Raw genomic sequence first — 14,634 nt, forward strand, 5'->3', positions numbered from 1 at the left:
CGGGTCTGGCGGCGTTTACTGGAAAACTCACTGTCGGCAAAAGTCAGTTGCTGGCTCATCCGGTTACTCATTCTGGGTTCAGGTTACAACACGATGATCTCACATCTCGGACTTATTCGCACCTTCCCTGATGCTGGTTGGCGATTACGCCGAAGATTACGAAACCATGGTGCCTTTTCAGGCGTTACAGATGGTTGGTCATCAGGTGGATGCCGTCTGCCCCGACAAACCGAAGGGCGACTACATCATAACGGCAATCCATGATTTCGACGGCGCCCAGACCTATAGCGAAAAACCCGGTCACCGCTTTACCCTCAACGCCGATTTTTCCGCCGTAAAGGAGCAGGACTACGACGCGCTGCTCATCCCCGGCGGGAGAGCGCCCGAGTATCTGCGGCTAAATGAGGATGTGTTAAAGCTGGTACAGGCGTTTGACGCCGCGCGCAAACCGATTGCGGCGGTGTGCCATGGCCCGCAACTGCTCGCTGCCGCGGGCATCCTGAAAGGCCGTACCTGTAGCGCCTACCCAGCGTGTGCACCTGAGGTCCGTCTCGCGGGGGGACACTACGCCTCGATCGGCATCGATCAGGCACATGTCGACGGCAATCTGGTGACGGCTCCCGCGTGGCCCGCCCATCCGCAGTGGCTGGCGAAGTTTAATGCGTTGTTAGAATAACAATCCCTCTGCTCCCGCCTGCTCTGCCTGGGCGGGAGCAATACCTCAGTCGAAGCGCTCGAAAACGAGCAGACATGGAGCACTGGTTAGCAAGATAATATTTATTCATCCTGCCGCTGCCATTGCGCTTCTCTCTCTCGCTGTAGTCTTCGTGCTTCTTCTTTTTTACGATACAGCGGAGGATAATAAATATGTCCCCAGTCCCATTTACCGAACCAGATATTCATCAGGGCGCTAAATACAATGATAAGGACGGTATAAAATATAACAAAGCCCTTATCACCGCCCAGATTAATAAGATCGCTGGATAAGGAATGCTGAGTCTGAATGAGCCAGTTCGGATGGTAATCAAGGATCATGAAAATCAGGATGCCAAAGAGTAAATCGCCAACTTTAGATCTTTCACTAATGTTAGTGTGCCAGGCGGAGTTATGTTTTTCATAGTAATTAAGTAAAAACTGATTATTCTCTTCCAATGCTAAATCAAGGACTTCTCTTGAAAGTACCTTACCCGGATATCTCTCGTAATCACTCTGAGGGCGAAGAATATCCGGAAAGATGCGGCTGTATATGACTTCACTTAGTAATAACCTCACGAAATTGGCGGCAACGGGCATGAGGGTTGTGGCTATCAGCCCTAAAGCCGCCAGCGCGACGCAGAAGAAACCAAGGTGTTCGGTCCAGCTAATGACCTGTACTGGCCAGGTCAAAATCCCCTGTCCGCTGTAAGCCAGCAGCGCCAGATCGGCGAAAAGGACAATATAGATGAAGCGTATAATCCACTGCCATTCCCAGATTTTATCCATAATGCCTAAGCCAGCCGGAAACGTGGGTTTGTCTTTTTTTTCATCCGTCATAATTTATCCATGCGATTATATGCGAAACAGACATCTTTTCTGGAATAAAGAAACTGGCGCTAAATGCGCCAGTTCTCAATGTACGCTCATTAACAACAATTATCGCAGAAACCGGGCTCGTCAGTGCTTCTCAATATACATCGTCCGGCTATACGCCACGTCTTCCGGGTTATTAATCGGATACCCTTTCACCCACGGCTTAATCAGACGACCGTTGGTGTACTGGTAAATAGGCGCGATCGGCGCTTTCTCCATGAGGATTTTCTCCGCCATGTTGTAGTCCGTGTTACGCGCTTTCGCCGTGGTTTCGAGCGTCGCCTGGTGGATTATTTTATCGTAAGCCGGGTCGTTGAAGCGCGAGATATTGCCGCTGTGGGTAGAGGTCAGCAGGGACAGGAAGGTCGAGGGCTCGTTGTAATCCCCCACCCATGACGCGCGGATCACATCAAAATTGCCGGTGTTGCGGCTGTCGATGTAGGTTTTCCACTCCTGATTTTGCAGCTTGACATCCACACCGAGATTTTTCTTCCACATGGACGCCACCGCAATGGCGATTTTCTGGTGGTTTTCCGACGTGTTGTACAGCAGGTTCAGCTTCAGCGGACGCTGAGGGCCGTAGCCTGCGGCCTGGAGCAAGGTTTTGGCCTGAGCGTTCAGCTCCTGCTGGGACATCTGCTCGAACGGTGAAGGTTCAGGCGTGAAGCCCGCCGTCACGTCAGGGGTGAAATGCCAGGCCGGTTTCTCGCCGGTACCCAGTACCTTATCCGCCATAATGCGGCGATCGATAGTCATACTCAGCGCAAGACGGACCCGGGCATCGGCGGTCGGGCCCTTTTGTGTATTAAACGCGTAGTAATAGGTCCCGAGCTGGGGCGGCGTATACACCTGGCCAGGAATATCCTTCAGGAGCTTCTGATACATGTTTTTCGGGAACGATTCGGTAATATCGATATCCCCTGCCAGATAGCGTTTCGTGGCGGACGATTCCTGATTAATCGGAATAAAGGTCACTTTTTGCAGGACAGTTTTCGCATTGTCCCAGTAGTGGGCGTTCGGCACGACAACCAGTTTTTCATTCACCACGCGCGCGTTCAGAACGTAGGCCCCGTTACCGACCAGCGCTCCCGGACGCGTCCACTCTTTCCCGCTTTCAACATTGGCTTTTTGCACCGGATAGAAGGCGAAGTTTGCCGTCAGGTTGCTAAACCACGGTAGCGGTTTATCCAGCTGGACGCGCAACGTTCTGGCATCCACCGCCGTCACGCCCAGGGTATCTGGCGCCGCTTTACCATCAATAATGGCCTGCGCGTTGCTGATGCCTGCCAGCGCCGCAAACCAGGCAAACGGAGAGGTCGTTTTCGGATCAACCAGACGCTGCCAGCTGTAGACAAAATCCTGCGCGGTAACCGGCGTACCGTCAGACCATTTTGCGTTATCGCGCAGGGTGAACGTCCAGATTCGGTTATCGTTGCTCTGCCAGCGCGTCGCCACGCCCGGAGTCAGTTCCCCTTTCTCATTCTGATTTACCAGCCCTTCGAAAAGATCGCGAATCACCTGAATCTCTGGCAACCCCACCGCTTTTGCGGGATCGAGCGAAGCCGGTTCGTCTTTAATATGTCTGACCAGCTCCTGTTTTTGCGCCAGCACCGTGCCCTGTGGCACATCGGCAGCGTATGAGAGTGAAGAGAGTCCGCACAGGCACAGTGCGGCAAAAAGACGCGAAACAGGATGCTTCATAAGATCCCCTTTAAAAAATTCAGGTAAAAAGCAGATGCGTAATTATTTGTTTCGACAGTAAGAAATGCAAACAACTTACGCCTGAATAGTGATTTAAGGCAATTCTCAGCCGTTAAGGAAACTATTTGATTAACAGCGGCTTTTGCACAACACTGCCTGTAGAGACTTCGTTATCAGGATATCGTATGGCAACCACCCGACCCCGCGCGGAACGCGGCGCCTTCCCTCCGGGCGCTGAACAATATGGCCGCTCATTTTTAGGCGCATCGCTGATCTGGTTCCCGGCCCCCGATGCCGATCGCGACAGCGGTTTGGTTATTGCCGGCACGCACGGAGATGAGAACTCGTCTGTCGTCACGCTCTCGTGCGCGCTGCGGACGCTGAGCCCGGCATTGCGACGTCACCACGTGATTCTTGCCGTGAATCCGGACGGCTGTCAGCTTGGATTACGGGCGAATGCGCGAGGAATCGACCTGAACCGTAATTTCCCTGCGGCAAACTGGCGCGCAGGGGAAACGGTATATCGCTGGAACAGCTCCGCCGAGGAGCGGGACGTGGTGCTGCTCACGGGCGATAAACCCGGATCGGAGCCGGAAACGCAGGCGCTGTGCCAGCTTATCCATAAGATCCACCCCGCCTGGGTTGTCTCCTTTCACGATCCGCTGGCCTGTATTGAAGATCCGCGCCACTCTGACCTGGGCGCGTGGCTGGCCCAGGCGTTCGCCCTCCCGCTCGTCACCAGCGTGGGCTATGAGACACCCGGTTCATTCGGCAGCTGGTGCGCCGACTTGAGCCTGCCCTGCATCACCGCTGAGTTCCCGGCGATCTCCTCCGACGAAGCCAGCGAAAAATACTTAAAGGCCATGATGGAGCTTCTGCGCTGGCAACCTCAGAGGTGAAGTACGCCGCTGGTAAAATTAAGCGCCGGTGAAACGTCAACGGCCAGCCACGTCGGGCCATCCAGATCGGCGAAACGGACCTGATTGACCAGCGGCAGCGCCGCACCGATCGCCCGCGAGGTGCAAAGCATGCATCCCAGCATCAGGGCGAACCCCTGCGCCCGGGCGTCCGCCGCCAGGGCCAGGGCTTCAGTCAGTCCGCCAGTCTTGTCGAGTTTGATATTGACCATGTCATAGCTGCCCTTAAGCGCGCTCAAATTCTCACGGGTATGACAGCTTTCATCCGCACAGACGGGCAACGGATGGATAAAATTCTTCAGCGCCGCATCCTCTTTTGCCGGCAGAGGCTGCTCCAGCATCGCCACGCCCAGATCGGCCAGCAGCTGGCATCGCGCGGCCAGCCCTTCGGGATGCCACGACTCGTTGGCGTCAACAATGAGCGTGGCTGACGGCACCGCCGAGCGAATGGCGACCATCCTCTCGCTGATCAGACGATCGTCGAGCTTCACTTTTAACAGCGTGGCCCCGGCGTCATAGAGCGCTTTCGCACTGGCGGCCATCTGCTCGGGCTCCCCAATCACGACCGTTTGCGCGGTCACGACGGACTCCGGCACGACCACGCCCAGCAATGACGTCAGCGATTTTTGCTGCTTAGCGGCTTCAAGGCTCCAGAGCGCACAGTCGATGGCGTTGCGCGCCGCCCCGGCGGATAAACGCTGCTGTAACGCGTCGCGCGTGAGGCCTTTTTGCAGGTCAGGTACCAGGGTCATGATCTGCGCCATCACGGATGGCAGACTTTCCCCATAGCGCGGGTAAGGCGTACATTCCCCGACGCCTTTAAACCCCTCTTCTTCGATTTCAACCACGACCACGCTGGCTTCACTTCGGCTGCCGCGAGAGATCACAAACGGGGTATGCAATGGCCAGGCTTCTTCATAGACCTTAACGCTTCTCATCACTGACTCCTTGCGGCCCGGAAAGGCGAAAAATTTGGTTTGCCGTGTTATCTGCTGATGGCATACACTAGCCACGACGTTAACTATATGTAAACAGGAAGATATCTATGTCACAACTCGTTCATTTCCAGGGCAACCCGGTTGCTGTAGCAGGTTCCATTCCGCAGGCTGGCAGCAAAGCGCAGGCTTTTACTCTGGTGGCTAAAGATCTGTCTGACGTCACACTGGCTCAGTTTGCGGGCAAACGCAAAGTACTGAACATTTTCCCAAGCATTGATACCGGCGTTTGTGCCGCATCCGTGCGTAAATTCAACCAGCTGGCGACTGAAATGGACAACACCGTGGTGCTGTGCATTTCCGCTGACCTGCCGTTTGCCCAGTCCCGTTTCTGCGGTGCCGAAGGCTTGAGCAACGTTATCACCCTTTCCACCCTGCGCAGCGCTGATTTCCTCGAGAGCTACGGCGTCAGCATCGCGGAAGGCCCACTGAAGGGTCTGGCAGCACGTGCTGTACTGGTTCTTGATGAAAACGACACTGTCGTTTTCAGCGAACTGGTTAACGAAATCACCACCGAGCCGGACTACACTGCCGCGCTGGACGTGCTGAAAGCATAATAAGTCCTTAGCATTCTATACAACTTATTCTCAACCTCGCCACGGCGGGGTTTTTTATTAGAAAATAGCTGAATCGTTAAAGCTAAAATATTCATCGATCACAAAAAGCATGCAATAAAGACAGCAACATGTAACTTACTCGTGATCATTAGCGCATTCTAATTGTTAAAATCACCTAATTTTAACCTCAGTGAAGCCCATCACATTTCCCTTTTTGTCTAAACATTAGATTTGCTTACGAAAGTAAATAATCGTTTCAGCAAAAAGGATAAAATATGAAGATCAAATTCGCTTTTACGCTCCTGGCGGTCCTGGTTTCTGGCCATGCCGCGGCTAAAACCTGGGTGCTGACAAGTGCTGAAAGCAGCGTAGAGAAAGGAAACTGGAAGATTTCGAGTGATGAGCTGAAAGTTAAAGATCAGACGTTCAGCATTGAGCAAAAAGTCTTGCACGGCGGCAAGCAGGAAGGCAGTAAAGTCATCATTATTAGCAGTAAAGATGGCCTGACGATTACCCTGAGCCCGACCCGCGGCATGAACCTTCTGCACGTTGAAGGGTTTGGCACCCGACTGGGATGGAATTCACCCGTCAAAGAGGTCGTGAATCCGGCTTATATCAACCTTGAGAGCCGCAACGGTCTTGGCTGGCTGGATGGTTTCAACGAGATGATGGTGCGCTGTGGCTATGAGTGGACAGGTCACCCTGTCACGGCGGACGGGCAAATTTACACCCTGCATGGCAGGGCCGGGAATACCCCGGTATCACAGGTGGAAGTTGAGGTGGCGGATGCCGCCCCGCATGAGATCCGCGTTCGGGGTTTGATCAAAGAGAGCACGTTCAAAAAAGTGGATCTGCAGACCATGACCGAACTGCGCTACGTTCCCGGAACCAACCAGTTCAGCCTGCATGATGTTCTGACCAACCATGCCGATTACCCTCACGATTACCAAATCATCTATCACAGCAACTTCGGGACGCCGATCCTTGAAGAAGGCGCACATTTCCTTGCGCCAGCGGCGAGCGTAAGCCCATTCAATGACTACGCCAAAGCGGGCGTTAACGACTGGCAAACCTATGCCGGGCCGACAAAAGGCTTTGATGAGATGGTCTTTAACATTCAGCCGCTCGCCGACAACAACCACGAAACGCTCGCGGCGGTGGTCAATAAAGCCGGCGATAAAGGCGCATCCATCCAGTTTGATACGCGCCAGCTGCCCGTGCTGACCTTATGGAAAAACACCGATACGCTGAAGCAGGGTTATGTCACGGGCATTGAACCGGGCACCAGCTACGCCTACCCCGTTACGATTGAACGCCAACAGAAGCGGGTTAAGCAGCTGGAGCCTGGCGCCAGCGCGCGGTTTGATCTGACCTATACCCTGCTCCACAGCCCGCAGCAGGTGAAAGAGGTTGAAAGCAGGATTGCGTCGATTCAGGGCGAGACAAAAACAGACATCGTTAACACGCCGCTGGCGAAGGAATAAATCAAAAGTGAAAAGTAAAAAGCCTCTTTGCAGAGGCTTTTTTGTTATTCGTCACCTTTCTTATGATTCAAACCATACTCACGTAGCTTATTGGCGATTGCGGTGTGCGAGACGCCCAGGCGTTTTGCCAGTTTGCGGGTGCTGGGATAGCTGCGGTACAGCTGCGTCAGCACAGAACGCTCGAAACGGCTGGTGATGTCATCAAGCGACCCTTCCATCGCCTCTTCCCCTACCGATACCGTTCCGGCGTCGTAATCCGGCAACAGGATATCCTGCGGGCGCAGCTCATACCCTTCAAGCTGGGTCAGCGCACGATATACGGCGTTTTTGAGCTGACGAATGTTCCCCGGCCAGCCGTAGCGCATAAGCACCGTGCCCAGATCGGCAGACAGCTTCGGACGAGGAACCCCCTGCTCATCGGCAAAGCGGGCGACGAACAGCTCCGTAAGCGGCATGATGTCCTGCGGACAATCGCGCAGCGGCGGAATATTCAGCGTCAGGACGTTAAGGCGGTAATAGAGATCTTCGCGGAAGATCCCCTTTTGCACCAGTTCCACCAGGTTCTTCTGGGTGGCGCAAATGACGCGCACGTCCACATGCACTTCGTGATCCTCACCGACGCGGCGGAACGTGCCGTCGTTCAGGAAACGCAGCAGCTTAGCCTGCATACGCGGCGACATTTCGCCGATCTCGTCCAGCAGTACGGAACCGCCGTTAGCCTGCTCGAAGAACCCTTTCTTGCCCTCCGGCGCGTGACCAAACAGCTCGCTTTCAACGGCATCTTCCGGGATAGAGGCACAGTTAAGTGCCAGATAAGGCTTAGCCGCACGCGGGCTCGCCAGATGCACGGCGTGAGCCAGCAGGTCTTTCCCGGTGCCGGTATCGCCGGTAATCAGCAGCGGCGCGGTCAGGCTTGCGAGCTTACGCGCCTGATCAACCACATGACGCATTTTCGGGCTGACGGCAATAATCTGGCTGAACGCGCCAACGTCCTGACTGGAGAGGTTTTGCAGCTGACGACCCATGCGTAGCGTCGAGCGCAGCATGATCACCGCCCCGGTCAACACCCGGGTATTCCCTTCCCCTTTCAGATAGACCGGCGTGATCTCCATCAGGAAATTCTGCCCGTTAATCACCACATGCTCGCTGTGCGTGTTCTGCGGATTGCTGTCCAGCCAGCGCTGGAAGTTAAAACCGGGGATCAGCTGCGCGGCGTGATGATTGCTGAGCTTCTCCTGGCTCTGCGCGAAAAGCTGGCAGCTCGCGTGGTTAACGCGCTCAACTTTGCTTTTCAAATCCAGAGAGAGGAACGGTTCAGGCATGGCTTCCAGCAGCGCGCTCAGCGCCAGGTGCTCACGCTCGGACGGCATCCAGGGAATGGTGCGTACATCCGTAACGCCAGCGATACGGCGGATTTCCGCCATCAGGCTGCTGAAGGTATTAAATTCAATTTCGGCAAAATTGAGGTAAATTCGCCCGACAGGATCGATCTCAATGCCACGTAAATCAATGCTACGTAAAACAAGAAGATCGAGTAATTCGCGGGTCAGACCGAGACGGTCTTCACAGAAGACTTCAAGACGCATGGGAAATTCACCGTTTTAAGCCAATAACAGTAAAATGATATGTCAGAACACGGTGATCGGGAAGATGGCTGTCAACAAATATTGACAGCCAGCACGATTAGTGAACAAAACCTCACGGCGAAGGTTTTTTATTGAGCGTCTCTTTGAGCTGGCCGATCAGTTCACGCCTGAAATCCCCCAGCCGGGGCTTATCGCCGTCAATCCAGGGCAGCGGACGGCTGACTTCCATCGCTTTAATCCCCAGGCGTGCGGTTAATAATCCCGCACCGATGCCCTGAGCCGCACGGGCAGAAAGACGCGCCGCCAGATCCTGCGACATCCAGTCCATGCCCACTTCGCGCACCAGCTCACTCGCCCCGGCAAACGCGATATTGAGCAGGACCAGCTTAAACAGTCTGATCCGACTGTAGTAACCCAGCTCTATGCCGTAAAGGTTCGCAATACGGTTGATCAGGCGCAGGTTACGCCAGGCGATAAAAGCCATATCGACCAGCGCCAGCGGGCTGACGGCAATCATCAATGTGGATTCCGCCGCAGAACGGCTGATCTCGCGCCGCGCCTGAGCATCCAGCACCGGCTGTACCATGTGGGAATAGAGCGTCACCACTTCCCGGTCATTCTGAGTTTCATGGATGGCGGCATACCAGCGCTGAAGCGCCGGATGCGACTGATCGATTCCGGCCTGGCTGGCCAGCTTTTCACAGAACGCGCGCCCTTTCCCGGTGCCGTGACTGTGGAGCAGATCCCGCGCTGCATCACGCTCGTGCGCGCGCTGTCGCAGACGCCAGAGTCGACGCCATTCGGTGGCAACCGACCCGACGCCAGCCCCGACAATCAGCGCGCCTGCGGCACATCCGCCCAGCGCCACCCAGTCCTGTGTGTGCCAGGCATTCATCGTCCACTGCACGCCCTGACCCACCACGCTTACGCCAAACAGCGCCAGACCGGCGGTGACCATCCTGCGCCACAGGCTGCGTTTTGGACGCAGCGCGGCGTCCATGACCGCCTCCGCCGGACCATCCTCAACAACCGGGTCGTCCTGCAGCGCCGGGGCAAAGTTATCGGCCTGGGTACCGCTGAACGTCTGCGCCGTTTTGAACGCCTCCTGCGGGTTCTGCTCAAGCGTTCCGGTAAAGTCAATGCGCGGTTTTAACGGTTCCGTCATCGCAATTTATCTCCAATCAAAAACTCCAGCGCCGCATCCAGACGGATGTGCGGTAAAGGCCTGTCGACGCTCATGGCCTGCGGGCGGAAGGCTTCAAACTGGAAGCCCTGATTCTGCCAGAAGGCCTGGCCCGGCAGCCGCGCAGGCACTTCGCCTGGGTAGACAGTAAGCGGTTCACCGTCGCTGAGCCGGTTCCCGCGTAATGCCGGTATTTTCTCGCCGTTAAGGTCAATTAGCCCGCTTTGCGTCGCCTGCACGGACGCGAGCCCAAGGCAATCCATGCCGATCCCTTCGAAGGCGGCGTTTTGCCAGGCGTCCTGTACCAGCTGCTGTAGCAGCGACACCATATTGGCATGCTGGTCGACGGTGACGTGATCGGCTTTTGTGGCCGCAAAGAGCAGTTTATCGATCACCGGTGAGAAAAGACGGCGGAACAGCGTCCGCTGCCCGTAGTGAAAACTTTGCATCAGCTGCGTCAGGGCAAGGCGCATATCGTTGAATGCCTGTGGCCCGCTGTTGAGCGGCTGCAGACAATCCACCAGCACAATCTGGCGGTCAAATCGTAAAAAGTGGTTCTTATAGAATCCCTTGACCACCTTCTCACAGTAGTAATGGTAACGCTCGCGCAGCATACCGGCGTTAGTGTGCTTATCAGCCTGCGCCAGCGTCGACTCGCCAACCCCATTCACATCCGGCCAGGGGAAAAACTGAAGCGCAGGCGCGCCCGCTAAATCACCCGGCAGAACAAAGCGCCCCGGCTGAATGAAGTGTAACCCTTCCTGTTTACACTGGTGTAAATACGCCGTCCAGGCGTCGGCAATGGCCGCCAGACGGTTTTCATCTGCTGGGGCAAGCGGGTCCAGCCCTTCGCACAGCTGTCGCCATTTGGCCGACCACCCGGCGCGTTGCCCCTGCAGCAATCCCGTCATCTGGCGTGACCAGCTGAGGTAATCCTGCGCCAGCATCGGCAGGTCGAGCAGCCATTCGCCGGGGTAATCGACGATTTCAAGGTATAGCGTGGAGGTATCCTTGAAATGGCGCATCAGGGATTCATTCGAGCGGAAACGCAGCGCAAGGCGAATTTCACTGACCCCTCGCGTCGGCGTCGGCCACGCGGGCGGGTCGCCATAAAGCTGTGCCAGCCCTTCGTCATAGGTAAAACGGGGAATACCAAAATCACGCTGTGGAACGCGCTTAACGCCCAGCAGACGCTCTTCCCGCACCGCGCCAAGCAACGGCAGACGCGCCCCGGCGTGCAGGTTCAGGAGCTGGTTCACCATCGCGGTGATAAACGCCGTCTTACCGCTTCGGCTCAACCCCGTCACCGCCAGTCGCAGATGACGGTCAACGCCGCGGTTTACCAGTGAATTGATTTCGTTTTTAAGTCGCTTCATCGCCGTCCTTCGTTGCCTGGAAGCCTTGAATGCATGGCTTCAGAATACAATAAATGGGGGCAGATCGTTGATTATCAATTCTTATTTATTGCTATTGCCGTTTTTTCTCCAGTAAGATGAACGCCATTGCTGTCAGTCCTGAGTGAGTAAGGTGTATGTCACCCACCATTTATGATATCGCACGGGTTGCGGGCGTATCGAAATCAACCGTTTCCCGCGTTCTGAATAAACAAACGAATATTTCTCCTGAAGCGCGTGACAAAGTGCTGAAGGCGATTGACGAATTAAATTATCAGCCCAACAAACTGGCCCGTGCCCTGACCTCTTCAGGATTCGATGCCATTATGGTTATTTCGACCCGTTCAACCAAAACCACTGCCGGCAATCCTTTTTTCTCCGATGTTCTTCATGCCATTACGGCAAAAGCGGAAGAAGAAGGATTCGATGTTATTTTACAAACCTCAAAAAGCAGTGAAGACGATCTCCTGAAATGCGTGAGTAAAATAAAACAGAAGATGATCAAAGGGATCATCATGCTGAGTTCGCCCGCAAATGAATCCTTTTTCACCACGCTGGACGCGTATGGCGTACCGGTAGTGGTTATCGGCAAAGTGGAAGGTGAGTATCAGAATATTTATTCCGTCGACACGGATAATTTTCATGACAGCGCCACGCTGACGGAAACCTTTATCAAAAACGGCCGCCGGAAAATTGCCTGCCTGCATGCGCCGCTTGAATATCATGTTTCGATCGATCGCCTGGCGGGTTATAAAGCCAGTCTGGAAAAGCACCATATTGCGATTAACCCGGACTGGATCATGGATGGCGGTTATACCCATGAGAGTGCGCTTAAGGCGGCTCTGGAACTGCTCTCTTCACCCACGCCGCCTGATGCCGTATTTGCTACCGACAGCATGAAGTTACTCGGCCTTTATCGCGCGGCGGACGAGTTAAATCTGATGATACCGGAACAGGTGGTGATAGCCGGATACAGTGACCCGATGCTGTCTCTCATTTTAACGCCCGCACCTGGCGGCTTTGATATCCCGACCCGCAAACTGGGGGAAGAGAGCTGCGATCTTCTCTTCAGGCGTATTGCGGGTCACCCCGCCCCGCAAAAAGTGCTGGTTGATACCCATTTTTTACTGGCGGCCTCGCTGCGCTAAAACCAGGGGCGGTAAGCCCCTGGAGGACCCACGGGTCAGAATGCGTAATTTACCCCAACGCCCGCATAGTGGAAGCGGTCGTTTTTACCCTCGTCATGGTTTTCCCATTCGTAGGCGTATTCAAGCGTCATGGATAAACCGTTGTTGAAGTCATAGGCGTACTGCATACCCAGACGGTTGAAATCATGTCCTTCCCGCTCAGGATCGTCCTGCCAGTCCCAGTTCGACCAGCGATCGAGCCCCAGTCGGGTGTAAGGCGTTAAGGTCGTCTGACCCAATGAAATAGGCAGGTAGGCGCGAATTTCCTGAGTGGAGAACTCGCCGTTATTACGTGAACCGTCCATATTGAAACCGCGCTCTAAATAGTAATTCACTTTAGCGGCAAAGGTGTCGTTAATGGTCCAGGTAAAGCCCGTTTCGGTTTCGACGCGGCTGTCTGAATAGCCTGTTTTTTCCAGATCGTTGGCAAACTGATACATGGCAAACCAGCCGCCGAAACGCCAGTCGTCGGTTAATTTAATATCCCAGTCCGGCTGAATTTTGTAGCGCTGCATATTTGCGCTGCCGTCTCTGGCGCCGTGTTCATCCTTAAAGTGATAGCCATAATTACGGAAACCACCGGTCAGACCAAACGTGAAATCATCGTTACCAATAAAACGATAGCGTAATTCAAATTCCGGGCGATCGAAATAGGTCCCACGGGTCATGCTGCTATAATCAACCGGTCCTTCCTGATACATCGCCAGCGAAATAGTCCAGGCATCCCAGGTCGCATTAAACCACACGGAGGGTTCATATAGTCCGTCTTTATCTTCTCCCTGGCCTTCGACGTTTTCAATTTCATACATCGCGCCAATATTAAATTCCCATTGCTTAGCCGTTTCTGTTGCATGTGCGCAGCTCACCCCTGCGCACAGCACGAGCGCAGCACTTTTTAGTAGAGTACTCATAAAATATTCCCTTTATAATTAACAAACAAAAAACCGGAAATTTGCATTTCCGGCAAACACCTTTCTTATCTAATAGCCGCTTCGGTATCGGCGTCGAAGAAATGGCACTTATTCATATCGAACTGGATGCCGATATTATCCCCAGCGGCATAATCATTCGCGGCTCCCGCGCGAACCACCAGCTCATGGCCGCCAACGGTGGCGTAGAGCATGAACTCCGCACCGGTCAGTTCGGCCACGCTGACTTTCGCCGCAATATTTTCACCGCTACTCTGCTGGGTGAGAATATCTTCCGGGCGGATCCCAAAGACCACAGCTTTACGCTGATATCCAGCGGCTTGCAGTGCAGCGAGCTTGTCTTCCGGGATCGCCAGGCGCAGCGTTTCCGTGACGAAATAGCGGTCGTCGATGGCACCACGAACAAAGTTCATGGCTGGCGAGCCAATGAACCCCGCAACAAACATGTTTGCCGGCTCGTTGTATACCTGCTTCGGTGCCCCGACCTGCTGAATAATGCCGTCTTTTAAGATCACAATGCGGGTCGCCATCGTCATGGCTTCCGTCTGATCGTGGGTCACGTAAATCATCGTGGTATTGAGCTTCTGGTGGAGCTTGCTGATTTCAGCCCGCATCTGCACGCGAAGCTTGGCATCGAGGTTGGAGAGCGGTTCATCCATCAGGAACACGCCCGCTTCCCGCACTATCGCCCTGCCCAACGCCACACGCTGACGCTGGCCGCCGGACAGCGCGCCGGGTTTACGCTTGAGGTACTCCCGTAAGCCGAGGATTTGTGCGGCCCAGTTGACGCGCTCTTCGATAACCGCCGGGGCGATTTTCTGCATCTTCAGGCCAAACGCCATGTTGTCGTAGACCGTCATATGCGGATAAAGCGCATAGTTCTGGAACACCATGGCGATGTCACGCGATTTGGCGGGCACATCGTTCATACAAACGCCGTCGATCACCAGTTCACCGGCGGAAATCTCCTCCAGCCCGGCAATCATGCGCAGCGTCGTCGATTTACCGCAGCCAGACGGGCCGACAAAAACGATAAACTCCTTGTCCTCGATTTCGAGATTAAAATCCTTCACCACGTGGACCTGGTTATCGTAAATTTTCTGAATATGTTTCAGTGACAGTTGTGCCATTT

The 14,634-nt window shown here is 54.5% G+C and carries 13 protein-coding genes; 5 read left to right on the forward strand and 8 right to left on the reverse strand.

Annotated features, from left to right (window positions below):
• Nucleotides 1–130 precede the first annotated feature (130 nt).
• Nucleotides 131–676 (forward strand): DJ-1/PfpI family protein, encoded by a 546-nt coding sequence (locus tag ACOTXT_RS16700; protein ID WP_421625367.1) that lies wholly within the window; start codon nucleotides 131–133, stop codon nucleotides 674–676.
• 101 nt (nucleotides 677–777) lie between these two features.
• Here ACOTXT_RS16700 and ACOTXT_RS16705 read toward each other — a convergent pair whose 3' ends face one another.
• Both ACOTXT_RS16705 and ACOTXT_RS16710 read right to left on the reverse strand, forming a co-directional pair.
• A complete protein-coding gene (locus ACOTXT_RS16705) occupies nucleotides 778–1,533 on the reverse strand; it encodes a hypothetical protein (RefSeq protein ID WP_055322388.1) in 756 nt (251 codons plus the stop codon).
• Nucleotides 1,534–1,653: 120 nt separating this feature from the next.
• The gene (locus ACOTXT_RS16710) at nucleotides 1,654–3,270 is read right to left on the reverse strand and encodes a peptide ABC transporter substrate-binding protein (RefSeq protein WP_039266504.1); all 1,617 of its coding nucleotides are present in this window, start codon (nucleotides 3,268–3,270) and stop codon (nucleotides 1,654–1,656) included.
• Between the two features lie 185 nt (nucleotides 3,271–3,455).
• Between ACOTXT_RS16710 and mpaA the strand changes: the two genes are divergently transcribed.
• Complete coding sequence (gene mpaA, locus ACOTXT_RS16715) at nucleotides 3,456–4,169, forward strand: murein tripeptide amidase MpaA (RefSeq protein ID WP_055322387.1); 714 nt, start codon at nucleotides 3,456–3,458, stop codon at nucleotides 4,167–4,169.
• Here the strand turns inward: mpaA and ycjG are convergent.
• On the reverse strand, nucleotides 4,160–5,125 hold the full coding sequence (ycjG, locus tag ACOTXT_RS16720; protein WP_055322386.1) for an L-Ala-D/L-Glu epimerase: 966 nt from the start codon (nucleotides 5,123–5,125) through the stop codon (nucleotides 4,160–4,162). The two genes, mpaA and ycjG, sit on opposite strands and share 10 nt — an antisense overlap.
• Before the next feature lie 107 nt (nucleotides 5,126–5,232).
• Between ycjG and tpx the strand changes: the two genes are divergently transcribed.
• Together tpx and ACOTXT_RS16730 are read left to right on the forward strand one after the other, a co-directional pair.
• Nucleotides 5,233–5,739 (forward strand): thiol peroxidase, encoded by a 507-nt coding sequence (gene tpx / locus ACOTXT_RS16725; RefSeq protein WP_055322385.1) that lies wholly within the window; start codon nucleotides 5,233–5,235, stop codon nucleotides 5,737–5,739.
• Between the two features lie 275 nt (nucleotides 5,740–6,014).
• On the forward strand, nucleotides 6,015–7,223 hold the full coding sequence (locus tag ACOTXT_RS16730) for an aldose 1-epimerase family protein (RefSeq protein WP_063929831.1): 1,209 nt from the start codon (nucleotides 6,015–6,017) through the stop codon (nucleotides 7,221–7,223).
• Nucleotides 7,224–7,267: 44 nt separating this feature from the next.
• Here the strand turns inward: ACOTXT_RS16730 and tyrR are convergent, their stop codons facing one another.
• From tyrR to ACOTXT_RS16745, 3 genes are all read right to left on the reverse strand, one after another.
• Nucleotides 7,268–8,809 (reverse strand): transcriptional regulator TyrR, encoded by a 1,542-nt coding sequence (gene tyrR / locus ACOTXT_RS16735; protein ID WP_008501254.1) that lies wholly within the window; start codon nucleotides 8,807–8,809, stop codon nucleotides 7,268–7,270.
• A 112-nt stretch (nucleotides 8,810–8,921) separates the two neighbouring features.
• The gene (locus tag ACOTXT_RS16740) at nucleotides 8,922–9,974 is read right to left on the reverse strand and encodes a YcjF family protein (protein WP_055321888.1); all 1,053 of its coding nucleotides are present in this window, start codon (nucleotides 9,972–9,974) and stop codon (nucleotides 8,922–8,924) included.
• Complete coding sequence (locus ACOTXT_RS16745; protein ID WP_421625368.1) at nucleotides 9,971–11,368, reverse strand: YcjX family protein; 1,398 nt, start codon at nucleotides 11,366–11,368, stop codon at nucleotides 9,971–9,973. The genes ACOTXT_RS16740 and ACOTXT_RS16745 overlap by 4 nt, the downstream gene beginning before the upstream one ends.
• Before the next feature lie 155 nt (nucleotides 11,369–11,523).
• On the opposite strand from ACOTXT_RS16745, the gene ACOTXT_RS16750 reads away from it, so the two are divergent.
• The gene (locus ACOTXT_RS16750; protein WP_008501251.1) at nucleotides 11,524–12,534 is read left to right on the forward strand and encodes a LacI family DNA-binding transcriptional regulator; all 1,011 of its coding nucleotides are present in this window, start codon (nucleotides 11,524–11,526) and stop codon (nucleotides 12,532–12,534) included.
• A gap of 35 nt (nucleotides 12,535–12,569) precedes the next feature.
• On the opposite strand, the gene ACOTXT_RS16755 is transcribed toward ACOTXT_RS16750, so the two are convergent.
• Together ACOTXT_RS16755 and ACOTXT_RS16760 are read right to left on the reverse strand one after the other, a co-directional pair.
• Entirely contained in the window at nucleotides 12,570–13,484 is a 915-nt protein-coding gene (locus ACOTXT_RS16755) for an OmpG family monomeric porin (protein WP_055321887.1), read from the reverse strand.
• 65 nt (nucleotides 13,485–13,549) lie between these two features.
• Entirely contained in the window at nucleotides 13,550–14,632 is a 1,083-nt protein-coding gene (locus ACOTXT_RS16760) for an ABC transporter ATP-binding protein (protein ID WP_021240476.1), read from the reverse strand.
• Nucleotides 14,633–14,634 lie beyond the last annotated feature (2 nt).

Origin of the sequence: Enterobacter cloacae complex sp. IR5422 (assembly GCF_049238165.1) — a bacterium.
GTDB lineage: Bacteria > Pseudomonadota > Gammaproteobacteria > Enterobacterales > Enterobacteriaceae > Enterobacter > Enterobacter roggenkampii.